The organism is Mycolicibacterium madagascariense, assembly GCF_010729665.1.
Taxonomy (GTDB): domain Bacteria; phylum Actinomycetota; class Actinomycetes; order Mycobacteriales; family Mycobacteriaceae; genus Mycobacterium; species Mycobacterium madagascariense.
In genome coordinates, this window is record NZ_AP022610.1 from 5,149,247 (window position 1) to 5,168,680 (window position 19,434).

General features: G+C 71.7%; 17 protein-coding genes and 1 tRNA gene. 11 read left to right on the forward strand and 7 right to left on the reverse strand.

The genetic code is table 11. The features are described 5' to 3' along the window. Positions 1-20: 20 nt before the first annotated feature. From tilS to dacB, 3 genes are read right to left on the reverse strand one after another with little or no spacing between them, the layout of a single operon-like run. The gene (tilS, locus tag G6N60_RS24400) at positions 21-995 is read right to left on the reverse strand and encodes a tRNA lysidine(34) synthetase TilS (RefSeq protein ID WP_163742097.1); all 975 of its coding nucleotides are present in this window, start codon (positions 993-995) and stop codon (positions 21-23) included. Then, on the reverse strand, positions 974-2,032 hold the full coding sequence (locus tag G6N60_RS24405) for an Rv3626c family coenzyme F420 biosynthesis-associated protein (RefSeq protein WP_163742098.1): 1,059 nt from the start codon (positions 2,030-2,032) through the stop codon (positions 974-976). The genes tilS and G6N60_RS24405 overlap by 22 nt, the downstream gene beginning before the upstream one ends. Next, a complete protein-coding gene (gene dacB / locus G6N60_RS24410) occupies positions 2,029-3,405 on the reverse strand; it encodes a D-alanyl-D-alanine carboxypeptidase/D-alanyl-D-alanine endopeptidase (RefSeq protein WP_163742101.1) in 1,377 nt (458 codons plus the stop codon). Before dacB ends, G6N60_RS24405 begins: the two co-directional genes overlap by 4 nt. 179 nt (positions 3,406-3,584) lie before the next feature. Here dacB and G6N60_RS24415 point away from each other — a divergent pair, with 179 nt between their 5' ends. From G6N60_RS24415 to alc, 3 genes are all read left to right on the forward strand, one after another. Next, positions 3,585-4,073 carry an inorganic diphosphatase gene (locus G6N60_RS24415; protein ID WP_163742103.1) on the forward strand — a complete coding sequence of 163 codons (489 nt, stop codon included), beginning with the start codon at positions 3,585-3,587 and terminating at the stop codon, positions 4,071-4,073. 70 nt (positions 4,074-4,143) lie between these two features. Beyond that, positions 4,144-4,665 carry a 2-oxo-4-hydroxy-4-carboxy-5-ureidoimidazoline decarboxylase gene (locus tag G6N60_RS24420; RefSeq protein WP_163742105.1) on the forward strand — a complete coding sequence of 174 codons (522 nt, stop codon included), beginning with the start codon at positions 4,144-4,146 and terminating at the stop codon, positions 4,663-4,665. A 29-nt stretch (positions 4,666-4,694) separates the two neighbouring features. After that, on the forward strand, positions 4,695-5,729 hold the full coding sequence (gene alc, locus G6N60_RS24425) for an allantoicase (protein WP_163742107.1): 1,035 nt from the start codon (positions 4,695-4,697) through the stop codon (positions 5,727-5,729). 9 nt (positions 5,730-5,738) lie between these two features. On the opposite strand, the gene lhgO is transcribed toward alc, so the two are convergent. Then, positions 5,739-6,929 carry an L-2-hydroxyglutarate dehydrogenase gene (gene lhgO, locus G6N60_RS24430; protein ID WP_163742109.1) on the reverse strand — a complete coding sequence of 397 codons (1,191 nt, stop codon included), beginning with the start codon at positions 6,927-6,929 and terminating at the stop codon, positions 5,739-5,741. A gap of 41 nt (positions 6,930-6,970) precedes the next feature. On the opposite strand from lhgO, the gene G6N60_RS24435 reads away from it, so the two are divergent. Further along, positions 6,971-7,945 carry a 2-hydroxyacid dehydrogenase gene (locus G6N60_RS24435; RefSeq protein ID WP_163742110.1) on the forward strand — a complete coding sequence of 325 codons (975 nt, stop codon included), beginning with the start codon at positions 6,971-6,973 and terminating at the stop codon, positions 7,943-7,945. 7 nt (positions 7,946-7,952) lie between these two features. Here the strand turns inward: G6N60_RS24435 and G6N60_RS24440 are convergent, their stop codons facing one another. Next, the gene (locus tag G6N60_RS24440; protein ID WP_179969739.1) at positions 7,953-8,357 is read right to left on the reverse strand and encodes a hypothetical protein; all 405 of its coding nucleotides are present in this window, start codon (positions 8,355-8,357) and stop codon (positions 7,953-7,955) included. Positions 8,358-8,476: 119 nt separating this feature from the next. Between G6N60_RS24440 and G6N60_RS24445 the strand changes: the two genes are divergently transcribed. Genes G6N60_RS24445 through G6N60_RS24465 form a run of 5 tightly spaced genes read left to right on the forward strand, consistent with a single transcriptional unit; the run spans position 8,477 to position 15,993 of the window. Further along, entirely contained in the window at positions 8,477-12,376 is a 3,900-nt protein-coding gene (locus tag G6N60_RS24445; RefSeq protein ID WP_163742111.1) for a Pls/PosA family non-ribosomal peptide synthetase, read from the forward strand. Then, positions 12,373-13,689, forward strand: coding sequence for a M1 family metallopeptidase (locus G6N60_RS24450; protein WP_163742112.1), 1,317 nt, complete (start codon positions 12,373-12,375; stop codon positions 13,687-13,689). The genes G6N60_RS24445 and G6N60_RS24450 overlap by 4 nt, the downstream gene beginning before the upstream one ends. Then, positions 13,686-14,936, forward strand: coding sequence for a hypothetical protein (locus G6N60_RS24455; protein WP_163742113.1), 1,251 nt, complete (start codon positions 13,686-13,688; stop codon positions 14,934-14,936). The genes G6N60_RS24450 and G6N60_RS24455 overlap by 4 nt, the downstream gene beginning before the upstream one ends. 23 nt (positions 14,937-14,959) lie before the next feature. Beyond that, positions 14,960-15,655, forward strand: coding sequence for a polyprenyl-phospho-N-acetylgalactosaminyl synthase PpgS (locus tag G6N60_RS24460; protein ID WP_163744488.1), 696 nt, complete (start codon positions 14,960-14,962; stop codon positions 15,653-15,655). Beyond that, a complete protein-coding gene (locus G6N60_RS24465) occupies positions 15,652-15,993 on the forward strand; it encodes a DUF2304 domain-containing protein (protein WP_163742115.1) in 342 nt (113 codons plus the stop codon). The genes G6N60_RS24460 and G6N60_RS24465 overlap by 4 nt, the downstream gene beginning before the upstream one ends. A 6-nt stretch (positions 15,994-15,999) precedes the next feature. Here G6N60_RS24465 and G6N60_RS24470 read toward each other — a convergent pair whose 3' ends face one another. Further along, positions 16,000-16,938 (reverse strand): NAD-dependent epimerase/dehydratase family protein, encoded by a 939-nt coding sequence (locus G6N60_RS24470; RefSeq protein ID WP_179969740.1) that lies wholly within the window; start codon positions 16,936-16,938, stop codon positions 16,000-16,002. On the opposite strand from G6N60_RS24470, the gene G6N60_RS24475 reads away from it, so the two are divergent. Further along, positions 16,904-18,772: a hypothetical protein gene (locus G6N60_RS24475; protein ID WP_179969741.1), complete on the forward strand. Its 1,869-nt coding sequence runs from the start codon at positions 16,904-16,906 to the stop codon at positions 18,770-18,772. The genes G6N60_RS24470 and G6N60_RS24475 overlap by 35 nt on opposite strands. A 9-nt stretch (positions 18,773-18,781) precedes the next feature. Beyond that, the gene (locus G6N60_RS24480) at positions 18,782-19,153 is read left to right on the forward strand and encodes a carboxymuconolactone decarboxylase family protein (RefSeq protein ID WP_163742121.1); all 372 of its coding nucleotides are present in this window, start codon (positions 18,782-18,784) and stop codon (positions 19,151-19,153) included. Between the two features lie 150 nt (positions 19,154-19,303). On the opposite strand, the gene G6N60_RS24485 is transcribed toward G6N60_RS24480, so the two are convergent. Next, positions 19,304-19,379, reverse strand: a tRNA-Thr gene (locus G6N60_RS24485). Positions 19,380-19,434: the final 55 nt, after the last annotated feature.

Here is a 19,434-nt window from a genome sequence, read left to right on the forward strand (position 1 = left end):
CGTGCCGCGCCGACCCGCGCTCACACCGGTTCGGTGCGCAGGACCAGGGCCGGGCCCGCGCGGTCGGCGAACAGCCGCTGCCGGCGCTCGGCTGATCCCACCGCGACCCCTCCGCGCCCGCGACGTTGCGCGGCCAACCGGTCCACCGCCCGGATCTGGCCGTCGGTCAGGCCGCCCGCGCCGCCGTCGAGCAGCCAGCGCCGGATGACCCGCCCGCGCAGCCCCGCGGGCAGCGCCGCCAGCTCGTGGGCGTCGAGGCGCGCCTCCCGGCCGGCGCCGGTCCGCAGCGTCGCCAGCGCGCGGTCGGCCAGCGCGTCGAGGGTGTCGGTGTCCTCGCGTAGCGCGACGGCCGTGCGGGCCAGCGCCTGCGCGACGCCGCCGCCGAGCACGTCCTCCAGCAGCGGGAGCACCTCGCCGCGCAGCCGGACCCGGGTGAACCTGGGGTCGGCGTTGTGCGGGTCCGACCACGGCAGCAGGCCCAGCTCCGCACACGCGGCGAGGGTGTCGGCGCGGCGCACGCCGAGCAGCGGCCGCCCCCACGGCGGGTCGTGCGGGCGCATGCCGGCGATCGAGCGGGCACCGGACCCGCGGCCCAGTCCGAGCAGCACGGTCTCGGCCTGGTCGTCGAGCGTGTGGGCCACCAGGACCGGCGCCCCGTCGCGGGCGCCGTCGAGGGCGGCGTAGCGCGCGGTCCGCGCCGCGGCCTCGGGCCCGCCCGTGCCGCCGACCTCGACGCGGAGCACCCGGGCGTCGACGCACCCCAGCCCGATCGCCTGCTCGCGGGCGGTGTCGGCCACCTCGGCGGAACCGGGCTGCAGGCCGTGGTCGACGACGAGCGCGACCGTGGGACGGCACGCCGCGGCGGCCGCCGTCAGCGCCAGCGAGTCCGCGCCCCCGGACAGGGCCACGCACCACCTCTCGGTGGCGGCGTGGTGCGCGGCGGCGAAGTCGTCGACCGCCGCGCGCACGATCGCTAGAGGACCCGGTCGATCCATCGCTGCGGCTCGTCGACTTCCGTTGGCAGCGGCAGGGTTTCGGGGCTCGTCCAGACCGTGTTGAAGGCGGCCGTGCCGACCGCGCCGACGACGTGGTCGACGAACGCCTTGCCGCGGGTGTACTGACTCATCTTGGCGTCGAAGCCCAGCAGCGCCCTGAGCACCCGCTGCAGCGGTGGCTGCCGGTGCCGGCGGCGCTCGTCGAACCGCCTGCGAATGGTGGCCACCGAGGGCACCACCTTCGGGCCGACGGCGTCCATCACGTGGTCGGCGTGACCCTCCAGCAGCGTGCCCAGCACCAGGAGCCGGTCCAGCGCCGCGCGCTGGGGCTCGGACTGCACGGCCCGCAGCAGCCCGACGATGCCCTCCGAATTCGATTGCGCCGCATGGCTGTTGGCGCTTCTCCTGGCCTTGACGAACTCCCCGAGCCGCGACACCACCTGGGTCAGGTCCTGTCCGCTGTCGTCGGTGACGACGGCCAGCGACTGCGACATGTGTTCGGCCAGCCACGGATTCGCGCGGAACTGCACGCGGTGGGTGACCTCGTGCAGGCACACCCACAGCCGGAAGTCGGCCGGTGAGACCCGCAGCTGGCGCTCGACGGCGATCACGTTGGGATACACCAGCAGCAGCTCTCCCCGGGGAGCGGCGAACGGGTCGTACTGGCCGAGGATGCCGGAGGACACGAACGCCAGCACCGCACCGGTCTGCGCGCCCGTGACCCGGCGCGCGATGCGCCCGCCGGAGACACCGTCGCGCGTGCCGCCGGTCATGACGCGCATGGATTCGGTTGCCGCCCTTACCCATTCGACCCTGTCGACGATGCGCGCCTCGGTGACCTCGGCACCCTCGCTGAGACCCGCGACGTCGCGGACGGGCTCCTCGGCGCGGCGCGCGGCATCCGCGAGCTCCTCGATCGCCTGGTTGCGGGTGTAGTCGGTGACGGGCGGGGCGGGCCTGACGAGCTTGGCGCCGACGGTGGCCGCGAAGTCCCAGTCGACCGTGCGGCCGACGGTCACCGGCGAGGCCGGGCTCACGCGGCACACCCGCAGCCGTGCAGCGCCGAGGCCACCGCGTCGATCGCGGTGCGGCCCGTCGGGCCTGCGGAGTTGGAGATCAACGCGAACGTCAGCACCCGGCCGCTGGCGTCGGTGAGGAAACCGGCCAGGGCATTGGTCGCGGTGAGCGACCCGGTCTTGGCCCGCAGCAGGCCCAGCGTCGCGCGGCCCGCGTCGGTGTCGAGGAAGCGGTTCGACAGCGTGCCGCTGCCGCCGGCGATCGGGAGCAGGTCGACGAGCGGTCGCAGATCGTGGTCACCGTCGAGTTCGTCGTCGGCGGCCGCCGCGGCGATCACCCCGTCGAGCGTGTCGGCCGTCAGCCGGTCGTTCACCGACAGCCCGCTGGAGTCGACGAGGGTGGCCCCGGCGGTGTCGATGCCCGCCTTGCCGAGCTGGCCGAGCACCGCCTGCACCGCGCCGTCGAAGCTCTGCGGCTTGCCGACGGCGGCGGCCACCTCGCGTCCGGTCGACTCGGCCATGACGTTGTCGGACTCGCTCATCAGCTGGCGGAGGCGTTCGATCAGCGGGGGTGACTGCACCGCGGCGATCTGCTGCCCCTGCACGGGCGCGCTCGACATCGTGACGGCGGCGGGGTTGACCCCGAGGGCCACCGCGAGGGCTCGGCCCGCGTCCAGCGCGGGCGTCCGCGACCGCGCCGAGTCGACGCTGACGGGCTGGGTGCGGCCGCCGTCGAGCATGACGGCCTCCATAGGCGCGATGTCCCCGCCGTCGATGTCGACGGGATCCCAGCCGGGGGCCAACGTCGGTCCGCTGTAGGCGCTCGCGTCGACCTGCACCGACTTCGGGGTGATGCCGGACCGGCGCACCTGGTCGGCGAGGTCGCTGATGCGGGCGGCACCGCGGTACCAGGTGTCGGTGCCCGGTGGGGCCGCCGACAGCGTCGGGTCTCCGCCGCCCTTGAGGACGACCAGGCCCGGCGACGCGGTCTGATCCGGCGCGATCACCGTCGTGGTGAGGCGCGCGTCGCGGTCCAGGGTCAGCAGCGCCGCCGCCGTCGTCAGCACCTTGTTCGTCGACGCCGGCTGCATGGGAACGTTCCCGCCCTGCGACCACAGCTCGCGGCCCGTCACGCCGTCGGTGACCCGGCCCGTCATCGCCCCCAGATCCGGGTTCGCGACGAACGGCGCCAACGTCGCCGCCAGCACCGCCGGGGTGGGCGAAGGCGCCGAGTCGGCCAGCGGCGTCAGGGCCGGTCGGACGGTGGGCGGGGCGGGTCGCGCCGCCACGCTCGCAGTCGGCGAGGCGGCGGGGCTGGTGCCGCTCGAGGTGGCCACCGCGCCGACGGCGACGACCGCGGCCACCGCGAGCAGCACCACGACGCCGACCCACACGTGCGTGGATCGCCGCCACCGAGTGGGACGCGGGATTCCGATGGTCGCTCTCCTGATCCGTGGTTGGCCGAGCCGACCCGTACCGAGCCCGCAAGGGAAGGGTAATCGCTCGTCTATGGTGGACCGCGTCGTCAGCCGACGACCCCAGGATGCTTTGCGGACGTGAAGGAGTCGCGGCGGTGCAGTTCGACGTCGTCATCGAGATCCCGAAGGGGTCGCGCAACAAGTACGAGGTGGACCACGAGACCGGTCGGGTCAAGCTGGACCGCTACCTCTACACGGCGTTCGGCTACCCCGCCGACTACGGCTTCTTCGAGAACACCCTCGGCGAGGACGGCGACCCGCTGGACGCCCTGGTGCTGCTGCCCGAGTCGGTGTTCCCCGGCTGCGTCGTCGAGGCCAGGCCCGTCGCGATGTTCAAGATGACCGACGAGGCAGGCGGCGACGACAAGCTGCTGTGCGTGCCCGCGGGCGACCCGCGGTGGGACCACGTGCAGGATCTGGCCGACGTGCCCCCGTTCGAACTCGAGGCCATCAAGCACTTCTTCGTCCACTACAAGGACCTCGAGCCCGGCAAGTTCGTCAAGGCCGCCGACTGGGCGGGCCGCGAGGAGGCCGAGGCCGAGCTCCAGCGATCGATCGAGCGGTTCGGCTCCTCCGGGCACTGATCCCGGGTGATTTAGCACGCCCGTAACACGGGGTAACCCGCTCGTGCCATCGGCTGGCCATCCTGAGAACGTGCTGTTGCATCAGGGGATCGGGCTGGAGGCGTTCAACGCGCTCCCCGAGCGCAAGGCCGTCCACGCCCTGTTCGAGTGCTGCAACAGCGTGACCATGGCCCGCCACCTGGCACGGGGCCGGCCCTACGACAGCCACGCCGCGCTGTTCCGGCGGGCCGACGCGCTGCTGTTCGCCCTTCCCGAGCCCGCGGTCGACCAGATCCTGGACGCCTGCCCCGACGTCGGCAAGCGCCCGCGCAGCGAGAAGTCGCAGGCCGAGCAGTGCGCCCTGTGGGACGACGACGCCGCGGTGATGGCGCAGCTCGCACAGTCCGCGCGCACCTACGCCGACACCTTCGGCTTCGGCTTCGTGATGTTCGTCGGCGGTCTGGACGCCAAGACCGTGCTCACCAACATCGACGACCGGCTGCACCACGACCTGGAAACCGAACGCAAGGTCCTGCGCAACGAATTGGCCAAGATCAACCGCTCCCGGCTGGAGCGCATGCTGGGTCCCGAGGGCGGCTACCAGAACTGGTGACGCGGCCGCCGTCGCCTAGGCTCCTGTGAGTGAGCACCCCGTCTGAGAAGAACCGATCGCAGTCGCGTTTCCTGTCCCTTCCCGACCTCGCCGCGCGGTCGGCCGGCGGTGCCGTCCTGTGGGCGAACGACGAGTTGTTCGCCGAGAAGGAGAACCTGATCACGCCGGGGTCCGCGGAGTTCCGGCCGGCGACCTTCGGCCACAAGGGCCAGGTCTACGACGGGTGGGAGACCCGCAGGCGCCGCGACCTCGGACCCGATGCCGCCGACGCGGCGATCGTCCGACTCGGGGTCGCGGGCATCGTCCGCGGCGTCGTGGTCGACACGGCCTGGTTCACCGGCAACTACCCGCCCCAGATCTCGGTGGAGGCCGCGTTCGTCGACGGCTACCCGTCGGTCGAGGACCTCGTCGAGAAGACGCAGTGGACGACGCTGGTGGAGCGCACCGGCGTCAACGGCGACACCCGCAACCCGTTCCCCGTCGACTCCCCGCGGCGCTGGTCGCACGTGCGGTTGTCGATCTATCCCGACGGCGGCGTGGCACGCTTCCGCGTCCACGGCGAGGGCGTGCTGAACCCGGACTTCGCCGACGGCATGACGATCGACCTGGCGGCACTGGAGAACGGAGGCCGAATCACGGCCTGCTCCAACATGTTCTACAGCTCGCCCAACAACCTCCTGCTGCCGGGGACTGCGCGGACGATGGGTGACGGCTGGGAGACCTCGCGACGCCGCGACGCCGGAAACGACTGGGTCGAGGTGCATCTGGCGGGCCGTGGCACGCTGAACGCCGCCGAACTCGACACGTCCTACTTCGTCGGCAACGCCCCCGGCGTCGGCCGCCTCTCCGGACGCGACGGCAATGGCGACTGGTTCGAGCTGCTGCCGCCGACCGACCTGCTGCCCGACACCCGGCACCGCTTCCTGATCCGCGACGAGCGCCCGATCACCGACGCCCGGCTCGACATCCACCCCGACGGAGGCATGGCCCGGCTGCGGTTGTTCGGCAGCCTCACCGCCGACGGGCTGCAGGGCATCCGCGAGAGCTGGGACGCCAGCGCCTGATTGGCGGACCTAGGTCCTCACCAGTCCGGCCAGATGCGCGCCGATGGGCAGGGCGGCGGTCGCCGCGGGCGACGGTGAGTTGAGCACGTGCACCATCCTGGCGGTGCGTTCGATGACGAAGTCGTGCACCAGCGTGCCGTCCCTGCGCACGGCCTGGGCCCGGATGCCCGCCTCATACGGCAGCAGATCGGACGTCGTCAAAGCCGGTGCGTACTTGCGGCATTCGCGCAAGTAGCGGCGCTTGAAGAGCGAGTTGCCGATCTCGGTGACGCCGAGCCGGACGTTGGCCCTGGCCACCCGCCACAACCCGGGAAAGGCCGCCATTCTCGCCACGTCCCGCGGGTCGACGGAGAACTTCGGATAACCCTCGCGGGCCAGCCCGAGCACGGCACTCGGTCCCACGGTGATGCGGCCGTCGATGGTGGGGCTCAGGTGCACCCCGAGGAACGGCAACTCGGGATCGGGTACCGGATAGATCAGTCTGCGCACGAAACCCGAACGCGTGGAGGGTAATTGAAAGTACTCACCGCGGAAGGGGACGATCTGCACGTCGATGGGGACACCGGCCATCTCGGCCAGCCGGTCGGCCTGCAGACCACCGCACACCACCAGCCGGTCGCAACTCACCGTCGCCGATGACGTCGAAACTCGCACTCCCGCACTGTCTTCGACGATCCCCACCACCCGCTGACCGGTGCGCACCGCACCCCCGGCCGCGACGATCAGGTCGGCGAGGCGACGGGCCACCTGCCGGTAGTCGACGATGCCGGTGCGCGGCAGATGCAGCGCGCCCAGGCCCGTCACGTTCGGCTCGAACTCGATCAGTTCGGCGCGGCTCAGCCGTCGGCACTCGATGCCGTTGACCGCGGCGCGCTCCCGTAGCGCGGTCATGCGGTCCAGTTCGGCGGGCGTCGTCGCGACGATCAGTTTGCCGCACTCGTCGAAGGCGATGCCGTGCTGCGCGCAGAACTCCTTGGTCGCACGCTCCCCCGCCCGGCAGAACCTCGCCTTGAGGCTGCCCGGCTCGTAGTAGATGCCGGAGTGGATGACGCCGCTGTTGTGGCCGGTCTGGTGCGCGGCCGGCGACGTGGCCCCCTCCAGCACGACGACGGACGCGTCCGGTTCGGCAAGCAGCAGGTGGTGTGCCGTCGACAGGCCGACGATGCCTGCCCCGATGACGCAGTACCGGAAGCGTTCCATTGCCTCGCACTGTACAAACCCGTCGTAGCGTGGACGACATCATGAGCACTCCACCCCGCAGTCGCACCGTCCTTCGAGTCGGACCGCTCAAGGACTCGCTGGAACGCACCCTCGCCGAGGACTACGGCGCCTACGTCCTGCCCTCCGAGCCCGCCGAGCGCGAGGCGTTCCTGGCGTCGCACGGCGCCGAGATCACCGCGGCCGTCACGTCGGGACGCACCGGGGTCGACGCCGCCCTGCTGTCCGCGCTGCCGAATCTCGGGGCGATCGTGAACTTCGGGGTGGGCTACGACACCACCGACGTCGACGCCGCCGCGGCGAGGGGGGTCGGCGTCAGCAACACCCCCGACGTGTTGACCGACTGCGTGGCCGACACCGCGGTGGGACTGCTGATCGACGTGATGCGCGGATTCTCGGCCGCCGACCGCTACGTCCGCGCCGGGCGCTGGGTCACCGACGGCGACTATCCACTAACCCACCGGGTGAGCGGCAGGCGTGTCGGCATCATCGGGCTCGGCCGCATCGGATCGGCGATTGCCAAGCGGCTCAACGCCTTTGGCTGCGTCATCTCCTACCACAACCGCCACCGCAAGCCCGACGCGCCGTATGAGTACGCCGAGTCGCCCGTCGAGCTGGCCCGCGGCGTCGACGTCCTGGTGATCGCGGCCGCCGGCGGCAGCGGCACCGAGCACCTGGTCGACGCCGACGTCATCGCCGCACTCGGCCCGTCGGGCTACCTCGTCAACATCGCCCGCGGCAGCGTCGTCGACCAGGCCGCGCTGATCGACGCCCTGTCCGACGGCAGACTGGCCGGGGCCGGGCTCGACGTGTTCGCCGACGAGCCCCACGTGCCCGCCGAATTGATCGCGATGGACCACGTGGTGCTGCTACCGCACGTGGGGAGCGCCACGGTCGAGACGCGGGCGGCCATGGAGGAGCTGACGCTGCGCAACCTCGACGAATTCCTCGCCACGGGACGCCTGGTGACGCCCGTCGTGCCGCCCGGCTCGCCGTGACGTCCAGCTAGGCCGTCTTCCTCCCGCGCAGCGCCAACCGCGCCAGCACGTCGTACCCCAGCCCGCGCAGGTCCACCCGACCCGGGCCCGAGATCAGGGTCACCCCGTCGGCGACCCCCGCCGCACCGATGTCGGCGATCAACCCGGTCAGCCCGTCGACGGTGCCCGCATACCGCAGCGTGCCGTCGTCGATCGCGGCGAGGTCGCGCACGGAGTGGAAGTCGGGCGCCACCGCGACCGTGACGTCGAGGATCACCTCGGCGTCGGGCCGCTCGGAGCGAATCCGGTGGCGCCCGCGCTGGGCGCGCTGCAGGTCCGGGGCCACCAGGCGCACCGCATCACCGCCGGCGTCACCCCCGGAGGTCAGTTCACTCCAGTCGCCGTCAGCGCCGTCCACCACGAATAGCCGCACGCCGGGGACGGTACGCGCGCCGACGCCGACCCGCGATGGTTGCAATCACGCGGAATCCAGGGCGATGAACCCCGTGCGGCGCTGCCGGGCGGCCGATGCCGGGTTAGTAGTTTGTAGTCGTGACGACGGACCCACGCCCGGACATTCCCGCGCAGTACCTGTCGTCGCCGTCCGCGCCACCAGCGCGCACGCTGATCGACGTCCTGCAGGCCACCGCTGCGCGCTACCCCGACGCCCCCGCCCTCGACGACGGCGAGGTGCAGCTGACCTACGCCGAGCTGATCGCCGACATCGACGAGAGCGTGGCGTGGCTGGCCGCCCGCGGCATCGGCCGCGGCGACCGCATCGGCATCCGGATGCCGTCGGGCAGCTACGCCCTCTACGTCGCGATCCTGGCGGCGCTCGCCGTCGGCGCGGCCTACGTCCCGGTGGACGCCGACGACCCGCAGGAGCGCGCCGACCTGGTGTTCGGCGAGGCCCAGGTCGTGGCGATCATCACCGAGCTCGGGCTCGTCCGCGGGCCCGGTTCGTCGCGCGGCTGGCGCGCGGGGCCGCCGATGATCCGCGACGACGCGTGGATCATCTTCACCTCGGGGTCCACCGGCACGCCGAAGGGCGTGGCGGTGACCCATCGCAACGCGGCCGCCTTCGTCGACGCCGAGGCTCAGATCTTCTTGCAGGACAACCCGATTGGGCCCGGCGACCGAGTCCTCGCCGGGCTGTCGGTGGCGTTCGACGCGTCGTGTGAGGAGATGTGGCTGGCATGGCGCCACGGCGCCTGCCTGGTGCCCGCTCCGCGCTCGCTGGTGCGCAGCGGCATGGATCTGGGCCCGTGGCTGGTGTCGCGCGACATCACGGTGGTCTCGACGGTGCCGACGCTCGCGGCGCTGTGGCCCGCCGAGGCGCTCGAAGCGGTGCGGCTCTTGATCTTTGGCGGAGAGGCCTGCCCGCCCGAGCTCGCCGAGCGACTCGCCGTCGAGGGTCGCGAAGTCTGGAACACCTACGGACCCACCGAGGCCACCGTCGTGGCGTGCCTGGCCCGGCTGCGCGGGGGGCCGGTCAGCATCGGCCTGCCGCTGCCCGGGTGGGACCTCGCCGTGGTCGACAAGGAGGGCCACCCGGTGCCGGTGGGCGACGTCGGCGAGCTGGTGATCGGCGGCGTCGGGCTGGCCCGCTACCTCGACGCGGACAAGGACGCCGAGAAGTACGCGCCGATGCCGACCTTGGGCTGGTCGCGGGCCTACCGCAGCGGCGACCTCGTCCGGCTGGAGCGCGACGGGCTGTACTTCCAGGGCCGCGCCGACGATCAGGTGAAGGTCGGCGGCAGGCGCATCGAGCTCGGCGAGGTCGACTCGGCGCTCGTCCACCTGCCCGGCGTCAGCGGCGGCGCGGCGGCCGTGCGCCGGACCGCCAGCGGCACCCCCCTGCTGGTCGGATACGTCGCGAGCGCCGACCCCGACTTCGACCTCGCCGCGGCCCGCAAGCATCTCGCCGAGTCCCTGCCCGCCGCGCTGGTGCCGCGGTTGGTGCTGCTCGACGAGCTGCCGACGCGGACGTCGGGCAAGGTCGACCGCGACGCGCTGCCATGGCCCCTGCCGGACTCCGCCACCGAGGACGGTCCCGAGCTGGGCGGCACCACGGGGTGGCTGGCCGGTCTCTGGCGCGACGTCCTCGCCACCCCGGTCGGTGGGCCCGAGGAGGACTTCTTCGCCCTTGGCGGCGGTTCGCTGTCGGCGGCGCAGCTGGTGGCCGCGCTGCGGACCCGCTACCCCGAGGTGACGGTCGCCGACCTGTACGACCATCCCCGCCTCGGCTCGCTGGCCGGCTACCTCGACGAGCTCGACCCACCACCGGCCGTCGAGCCCAGGACCGTCGCCCCGGTGTCCCGGTTGACCGGGCTGGCGCAAACCCTCGCGTCCGTCCCGTTGGCCACGCTGGCGGGCATGCAGTGGGTGGTCTGGCTGGCGCTGCTGAACTACCTGGCGGCGGGGATCGTGCCGTGGGCCGTCCCGGTGAACGGATGGCTGCTGCTCGCCGGGTTCGTCCTGTTCGTCTCCCCGCTGGGCCGCATGGCCATCGCGGTGTTCGGCGCCCGCATCCTCGTCGGCAATCTCCAGCCGGGCACGTACCGGCGTGGCGGAGGCGTGCACCTGCGGGTGTGGCTCGCCGAGCGCCTCGGGGAGGCCAGCGGGGCCGAAAACCTCGCTGGCGCACCATGGTTGGTCTACTACGCCCGCGCGCTGGGCAACCGCGTCGGCAAGGGCGTGGATCTGCACTCGGCACCGCCCGTGACGGGCATGCTGACGCTGGGACACCGCTGCTCGATCGAACCGGAGGTCGACCTCACCGGGCACTGGATCGACGGCGACCTCTTCCACGTCGGTGAGATCACCGTCGGCAACGACGCCACCATCGGCGCGCGGACCACGCTGCTGCCCGGCTCCTCGGTCGGCAAGAACGCCGACGTCGCGCCGGGCTCGGGTGTGGTGGGCAAGGTCAAGGCGGGCCAGTACTGGAAGGGCTCGCCCGCCGTGAAGTCCGGCAAGGCCAGGCACCCGTGGCCCGACGAGCGGCCGGCCCGCGCCTCGGTCTGGGTGGCGATGTACGGCCTGACGTCCATCGCGCTCGGAGCGGTGCCGCTGGTCGCCCTCGGCGCCGGGCTCGCCGTCCTCGGGCTGGCGGTCCGCGGCACCGCCACGCTGGGCGGTGCGGTCGGGCCGGCGCTCGCCTGGACGCCGGTCGCGACCCTCGTCGCCGCGGTCGTCTACGCGGTGCTGACGGTCTTGGGGGTGCGCGCGCTGTCACTGGGACTGCGCGAGGGCTACCACCCGGTCCGCAGCCGGGTGGGCTGGCAGCTGTGGGCGACCGAACGGCTCATGGACGCCGCCCGCAACTATCTGTTCCCGATCTACGCCAGCCTGCTGACCCCGGCCTGGCTGCGGCTGCTGGGGGCGCGGGTCGGTGCGGGCACCGAGATCTCGACGGCGTTGCTGACGCCCAAGTTCACCGTCGTCGAGGACGGCGCGTTCCTCGCCGACGACACCATGGTCGCGTCCTACGAGCTGGGTGGCGGCTGGATCCACGTCGCCACCGCGACCGTCGGCAAGCGGGCGTTCCTCGGCAACTCGGGGATCACCCAGCCGGGCCGGCGCGTCCCCGACGACGGTCTCGTCGCGGTGCTCAGCGCCACGCCGCACAAGGCCAAGGCGGGCTCGTCGTGGCTGGGCAGTCCGCCGATCCGGCTGCGCAGGCAACCGACTGCGGCCGACGCGCTGCGCACGTTCCATCCGTCGCGCCAGCTGAAGGTCAAGCGCGGTCTCGTCGAGACGTGCCGACTGCTGCCGCTCATCATCACGTTCGCGATCGGGGTCGGCGTGCTGGCGAGCTTGGAGGCGCTGGCACGCGAACTCGGCTGGCTGGGCGCGTCGCTGCTCGGCGGCCTGGTGCTGTTGGCCGCCGGCGCGGTCGCGGGCACGGTCGCCGTCATCGCGAAGTGGCTATGGGTGGGGCGCATCCGCGCGGTGGAGCATCCGCTGTGGTCGTCGTTCGTCTGGCGCAACGAGGTGTCGGACACCTTCGTGGAAACCGTTGCGGCCCCGTGGTTTGCGCGCGCCGCGAGCGGAACCCCGGTGATGAACCTGTGGCTGCGGGCGCTCGGCGCGAGGATCGGACGCGGCGTCTGGTGCGAGACCTACTGGCTACCCGAGGCCGACCTCGTCACCGTGGGCGCGGGTGCGACGGTGAGCCGCGGCTGCGTCGTGCAGACCCACCTGTTCCACGACCGCATCATGCGGCTGGACACCGTGACGATCGACGAGGGCGCGACGCTCGGGCCGCACTGCGTGGCGCTGCCCGCCGCCCGCATCGGGGCGGGCGCGACCGTCGGGCCCGCGTCGCTGGTCATGCGCGGCGACGAGGTGCCCGCATCGTCGCGCTGGCAGGGCAACCCCATCGCACCGTGGGGACCCAAGCGCAAGAAGCGGGCCGGCTCGAACGCGAAGAACAAGAGCGCTGCGTGAGCCGGGATTCGAAGCGACCGGTCATCGACCCCTACCTCCCCGGCAACGGCAACTTCGGCTACCGGGTGTCGCGCTACGAACTCGACCTCGAGTACAAGGTGAACATCAACCGGCTGGCGGGGACCGCGACCATCACCGCGGTGACGCTGGCGTCGCTCTCGACGTTCAGCCTCGACCTGTCCGACGCGCTCGCGGTGTCCAAGGTGTCGGTCAACGGCCGCAGGCCCGCCCACTTCGCCCGCAGCAAGGGCAAACTCGACGTCACGCTGTCCGCGGCGCTGCCTGCCGGGGCGGCGCTGACGATCACCGTGCGCTACGCGGGCACCCCGAGGCCCATCCGGTCGCTGTGGGGTGACGTCGGCTTCGAGGAGCTCACCAGCGGCGCCCTCGTCGCGGGCCAGCCCAACGGCGCCGCCTCGTGGTTTCCGTGCGACGACCATCCCAGCAGCAAGGCGAGCTACCGCATCGCGATCGCCACCGAGAACCCCTACTACGCGCTGGCCAACGGCGAGCTGGTGTCGCGCCGCACCAGGGCCGCGATGACGACGTGGACCTACGAGCAGCCCGAGCCCACGTCGACCTACCTCGTCACGCTGCAGATCGGCGAATACCAGCAACACCGGTTGACGAAGTCGCCGGTCGTCATGAATGCCGTTCTGCCCCAACGACTCCGGCAGAACTTCGATCACGACTTCGGGCGCCAGCCGCAGATGATGAAGCTGTTCGTCAAACTGTTCGGGCCCTACCCGCTGTCGAACGGGTACACCGTCGTGGTGACCGACGACGATCTCGAGATTCCCCTTGAGGCCCAAGGCATTTCGATCTTCGGAGCGAACCACTGCGGCGGCAACCGCAGCGCCGAACGACTGATCGCGCACGAACTCGCGCACCAGTGGTTCGGCAACTCGGTCACCGTGCGGCGCTGGCGCGACATCTGGCTGCACGAGGGGTTCGCCTGCTACGCCGAATGGCTGTGGTCGGAGGACTCCGGCGGCCGCACCGCCGACGAGTTGGCCAAGCACTACCACCAGCGGCTGAGGCACTCGTCGCAGCACCTGCTGCTGGCCGACCCGGGGCCGCGCGACATGTTCGACGACCGGGTCTACAAGCGCGGCGCGCTCACCCTGCACGCGCTGCGCCGCACCATCGGCGACGACCGGTTCTTCGACCTGCTGCGGGACTGGACCGCGCGGCACCGGCACGCGACGGCCGTCACCGACGACTTCACCGGGCTGGCCGCCAACTACGCCGAGGAGTCCCTGCGGCCGCTGTGGCGGGCCTGGCTGTACTCGACGGACGTCCCCCACCCGTGACCGACGCGTCGACCGTCCCCAGTCAGGGACCGGTCACCCGGGGCAGCGTCGTGCGGGTCGGCGCGGCCACCGTGGTCAGCGCGCTGTGCGGCTACGCGGTGCTCTACCTGGCCGCCCGCGATCTCGCGCCGGCGGGCTTCTCGGTGTTCGCCGTGTTCTGGGGCGCCTTCGGGCTGCTGGCCGGGGCATCGAACGGGCTGCTGCAGGAGTCGACGCGCGAGGTCAGGCAGGCACTGCGCGCCCCGACGGCCGACGGCCCGCGCATCCACCCGATGTGGGTGGCAGCGCTGGTCGGCGTGCTCGCCGCGGTGGCCGTCACGGCGAGCGCTCCGCTGTGGTCGGGGCACGTCTTTGCCGACGCCCGGTGGCTCAGCGTCGGCCTGCTCAGCGCGGGCATCGCCGGGTTCTGCATGCACGCCACGCTGCTCGGCGTGCTGGCCGGGGCGAACGGGTGGAGCCAGTACGGGGCGCTCATCATGGGCGACGCGATCGGCCGGGTGTCCGTCGCGCTGGCCACGTTCCTCGTCGGCTGGCAGCTCGTCGGATACCTGTGGGCGACCGTGGCGGGGTCCATCGCCTGGCTCGTCGTCCTGCTGGCGTCCCCCACCGCGCGAGCCGCGGTCGCGCTGGCGACGCCGGGCACCATGGTGACGTTCCTGCGCGGAGCCTCGCACTCCATCGCGGCGGCGGGCGCCAGCGCGATCCTCGTCATGGGCTTCCCGGTGCTCCTCAAGGCCACCTCGGCCGATCTCGGCGCGACGGGCGGGGTGGTGATCCTCGCGGTGACGCTGACGCGGGCGCCGCTGCTGGTGCCCCTGACCGCGATGCAGGGCAACCTCATCGCCCACTTCGTCGACCAACGCGAGCGACGGCTGCGATCGCTGATCGCCCCGGTCGCGGCGCTGGCCGTACTCGGTGCGGCGGCCGTGCTCGTCGCGGGACTCGCGGGGCCGTGGTTGCTGCGCACCGCGTTCGGACCCGAGTACCAGGCCGGTGGCGCGCTGCTGGCCTGGTTCACGTTCGCCGCGGTGGCGATCGCGCTGCTGACGCTGACCGGTGCCGCCGCCGTCGCCGCGGCCCGACACCGCGCGTACGCGGCGGGCTGGGTCATCGCGACGGCGGCGTCGGTGTTGCTGCTTCTGCTGCCGCTACCCCTGGAGACCAGGACCGTGGTGGCGCTGCTGTGCGGCCCGCTCGTCGGAATCGCCGTCCACGTGGTGGCGCTGGCCCGGGCGCCCGGGGCGTGACCGGGTATCTTGTCGGCATCGACATGGGAACCCGCTCCGAGGATGCGTGGATCGTCATCCCCGCCTTCAACGAGGCGACCGTCATCTCCGACGTCGTCGCCGACGTCACGTCCGTGTTCGCCAACGTCGTCGTCGTCGACGACGGCAGCCGCGACGACACCGCCGACCGCGCGTGGCGCGCCGGCGCCCACGTCGTCCGCCACCCCGTCAATCTGGGCCAGGGCGCCGCGATCCAGACCGGCGTCGAGTACGCCCGCAGCCGCCCCGGCGCCGCGGTATTCGCGACGTTCGACGCCGACGGGCAGCACCGGGTGCAGGACGTCGTCCGAATGATCAAGCGACTGGTGACCGAGGACCTCGACATCGTGGTGGGCACCCGGTTCGCCGAAAGTGCGCCGGTGGGCATGCCCGTCCTGCGGCGGCTGCTGTTCCCGCTGATCGCCAAGCTCAGCCCCGCCAGTCGCCGACTCGGTCTGACCGACGCGCACAACGGCCTGCGCGTCTTCAACCGCACCGTCGCCGACGGCCTCAACCTCACGATGAACGGCATGGCCCACGCGAGCGAGATCGTCGCCGAGATCGTCGAACACGGGTGGCGTGTCGCCGAGGAACCCGTCGAGATCCTCTACACCGACTACTCGATGTCGAAGGGTCAACCGTTGGTCAACGGCGTCAACATCGTCTTCGACGGGTTGCTGCGAAAGAGGATGCGCCGATGAACTGGATTCAGGTCCTGCTGATCCTCGCGATCGTCACGCTGATGGTCTACCTGCTGCGGTCGCGGCGCAGCGCCCAGGCCAAGGCGTGGGTCAAGGTCGGCTACGTACTGTTCGTCGTCGCCGCCATCTATGCGATCGTGCGGCCCAACGACACCACGGTCGTGGCGAACTGGCTGGGCGTCGCCCGCGGCGCCGACCTGCTCGAGTACGCCCTGATCGTGGCGTTCCTGTTCACCACCATCAGCACCTACATGCGGTTCAAGGACCTCGAACTGCGGTACGCGCAGCTGGCCCGCGCCGTCGCCCTCGAGGGCGCCCGCACCCCCGCCGACGACTAGCGGCCGCTACGGGTTGGCGCGGAAGAACTCGACCGTGCGGGCGATGCCCCCGGTCAACCCGGTCTGCGGCGTCCAGCCCAGCACGTCGCGGGCCCGGCTGTTGTCCAGGCACGACCGTCGCAGATCGCCCAGCCGTGGCGGGGCCAGCTCCGGATCGTCGGGGGCGCCCGCGGCCGCGGCGATCGCGGTGTGCAACTGGCGCGTCGACGTCTCGATCCCGGTACCGACGTTGAACCGCTGCCCGCTGCCCGCCTCGCCGCCGGCGCGGACGAACGCGTCGACCACGTCGTCGACGAACACGTAGTCGCGGGTGTCGGAGCCGTCGCCGAAGATCTTGGTCGGTCTGCCCGACAGCAGGGACTTCGAGAAGATCGCGACGACGCCGGCCTCGCCGTGCGGATCCTGGCGCGGCCCATAGACGTTGGCGGGCGCGATGTGCGAGCAGTCGAGGTCGTACAGGTTGCGGAACATGTTGAGGTACACCTCGCCGCACACCTTGCTGGCCGCATAGGGCGACGCCGGGTTCACGGGAACGTCCTCGTTGGTCGGGAAGACCGGAGGCGTCCCGTACACCGACCCACCCGACGAGGTGTGCACGATCTTGCGCACCCCGCCGCGACGGGCGGCCTCCGCGAGGCGCACCGTGCCGACGACGTTGACGCTCGAGTCGAACTGCGCGTCGGTGACCGAACGGCTGACCGAGATCTGCGCGGCCAGGTGGAAGATGACCTCCGGCCGCGTCTCCTCGACCAGCCCGATGAGGTCGGCGTCGACGATGTCGGCCTTCGCCAACTCGTAGGTGTCGTGGCGCTCCGCGCCGACGATGTTGACGCTGTTGCCCGAGCTCAGGTCGTCGACGCCGATGACGACGTGCCCGTCTGCCAGCAGTCGGTCCGCCAGCGTCGATCCGATGAAGCCTGCCGCCCCGGTGACGAGTGTGCGCACGGGGTCACCATACCGACCCGTACAGTCGGCAACGGTGATTCGTCGGGCAGCAGCACAGCGACCTGGGGCGCGATGGGTCATCTGGGCGGCAGTTGCACTCGTCGCCGGGCAATTGGCCGTTCGGGCGGCGCTGGCGTTCGGCGGGTACTTCTACTGGGACGACCTGATTCTCATCGCCCGCGCGGGCACCCACGCCCTGTGGTCGCCGTCGTATCTGTTCGACGATCACGACGGCCACGTGATGCCCGCCGCCTTCCTCGTCGCGGGCGCGATCGCCAAGATCGCGCCGTTCGACTGGACCGGTCCCGCCATCAGCCTGGTGGTGCTGCAGCTCGTCGCGTCGCTGGCCCTGCTGCGGACGCTGGTCGTCATCCTGGGCTGGCGGCCCACGATGCTGGTGCCGCTGACGTTCGCGCTCTTCAGCCCGCTCGGGTTGCCCGCCTTCGCGTGGTGGGCCGCGGCGCTCAACGCGCTGCCCATGGTCGCGGCGCTGGCATGGGTGTGCGGCGACGCGATCCTGCTGGTGCGCACCGGCAACCAGCGGTACGCGATCAGCGGCACGCTCGTCTTCTTCGGTGGGCTGCTGTTCTTCGAGAAGGCCGCGGTCATCCCGTTCGTCGCCTTCGCGATCACCACGCTGCTGCTCTACGTCACCGGCGATCGCGGAGCATGGAAGACCGTGTGGCGCAACGGTAGTCGCCTGTGGCTCGCCTCCGGAGCGCTGACGGCGGCCTGGATCGCCCTGTACCTCGTGGTCGTCGACCAGGGCCGCTGGACGCTGGACCTGCGCATGACCGGCGAGCTACTGGTTCGATCGGTGACCCACGGCATCGTGCCCGCCCTGGTCGGTGGCCCGTGGCGGTGGGACCGCTGGGCGCCGTCGTCGCCGTGGGCGCTACCGCAGTGGCCCGTCATGGTCGTGGGCTGGCTGGTGCTGGCGGCGGTCGTCGCGGTGACGTTCGCGCGCAAGGAGCACGCGCGGCTGCTGTGGCTCGCGGCGGCCGGCTACGTCGTCGTCTGCCAGGTGCCGATCTACCTGATGCGGTCGTCGCGGTTCACCGCGATCGTGCTCGCGCAGACGCTGCGCTACCTCCCCGACCTGGCCGTGGTGCTGGCCCTGCTGGCGGCCGTGGCCCTGTGCGCACCCAACCGGGTGACCGCGCGCCGACTGGACGCGAGCCGGGCCAGGACGGCCGCCGTGGTGGCTTGCGTCGTGCTGTACCTCGTCAGCTGTGGCTACTCGACGGCCACGTTCATGACCAGCTGGCGCACCAATCCGACCCGGGCGTACCTGGACAACGTGCTTGCCAGCCTCGCCACCGCGAACGCCACCACCAAGGCGCCACTGCTCGACCAGGAGGTCGATCCGCTGATCCTGCAGCGCTTCGCCTGGCCCGACGACCTCTTCAGCCACGTCTTCGCCCTGGTGCGTGACAGACCCGAATTCAGCACCAGCACAACCGATTTGCGAACCTTCGACCGCAAGGGCCACCTGGTCGACGCCCAGGTCACCTGGGTCAGACACACGCTGCCGGGCCCGAATCCCCAGTGCGGCTACCTGGTTCAGCCCGACAAGCCCGTCCGGATGCCGCTCGACGGTCCGATGCTGCCGACCGAGTGGACCGCCGAGATCAATTACCTTGCCAACAGCGATGGTTCGATGACGTTCGCCCTGTCCGACGGCGACCAGACCAGGGTGCCGGTGCATCCTGGGTTGAACCGCGTGTTCGTCCGGCTGTCCGGCGCAGGCGATGCCGTGCTGGCGCGGGCCAACACGTCGGCGTTGTCGGTGTGCCTGGCGTCGGGCCCCGTCGGCTACGTCGCCCCGCCGTAGGCTCGGGCCATGACGAACTTGCGCGACGAAGGCCTGCGGGTCTTTCGAGAAATGCTTCCCGGCGTGCTCCCCGACGGGGACGTCGACTTCGGCGCCGACGGCTTCGCCCCCGAACTGCTGGACATCGGGGTCGAGAGCGTGTTCGGCAAGCTGTGGACGCGCGACGGGCTGAGCAGGCGCGAGCGCAGCCTGGTCACCCTCGGCATCCTCATCGCCCTGCGCGCCACCGACGAGCTGAGCGCCCACTTCCGGATCGCCCGCACCAACGGTCTGACCGACGACGAACTCGCCGAGGTGATCTACCACGCCAGCGGTTACGCCGGGTTCCCCGCCGCGGCCACCGCCAAGAACGTGGCGACGAAGGCGCTCGCGCAGGAGTGAGGCGGGGTCGCAGGCTTGGGGTCTTCGGTATGGTCCGAGCCGAAAGGCGTCATCATCTGTTGACGTCATCATTCGTTGACGGCCACCAAAGCGGTATGCCTGCCAGACAGGCGGGACACCGGGGCGAACGCAGGAGACCGCAGACCTCCGTGGGGCCGCCTCCGGGAATCGAACCCGGGACCTTCTCATTACGAGTGAGACGCTCTACCGACTGAGCTAAGGCGGCATGCCCGCACGGTGCGCGCTGGGCGGGACGAGTCTACGGCAGGCGTCCGCGCGGA

What these genes read in the sequence shown, in the direction of transcription:
- tilS (WP_163742097.1), bottom strand. Translation starts at nt 995, where the DNA reads ATGGATCGACCGGGTCCTCTAGCGATCGTGCGCGCGGCGGTCGACGAC.
- lhgO (WP_163742109.1), bottom strand. Translation starts at nt 6,929, where the DNA reads ATGGAACGCTTCCGGTACTGCGTCATCGGGGCAGGCATCGTCGGCCTG.
- G6N60_RS24435 (WP_163742110.1), top strand. Translation starts at nt 6,971, where the DNA reads ATGAGCACTCCACCCCGCAGTCGCACCGTCCTTCGAGTCGGACCGCTC.
- G6N60_RS24460 (WP_163744488.1), top strand. Translation starts at nt 14,960, where the DNA reads ATGGGAACCCGCTCCGAGGATGCGTGGATCGTCATCCCCGCCTTCAAC.
- G6N60_RS24465 (WP_163742115.1), top strand. Translation starts at nt 15,652, where the DNA reads ATGAACTGGATTCAGGTCCTGCTGATCCTCGCGATCGTCACGCTGATG.
- G6N60_RS24475 (WP_179969741.1), top strand. Translation starts at nt 16,904, where the DNA reads ATGAAGCCTGCCGCCCCGGTGACGAGTGTGCGCACGGGGTCACCATAC.
- G6N60_RS24480 (WP_163742121.1), top strand. Translation starts at nt 18,782, where the DNA reads ATGACGAACTTGCGCGACGAAGGCCTGCGGGTCTTTCGAGAAATGCTT.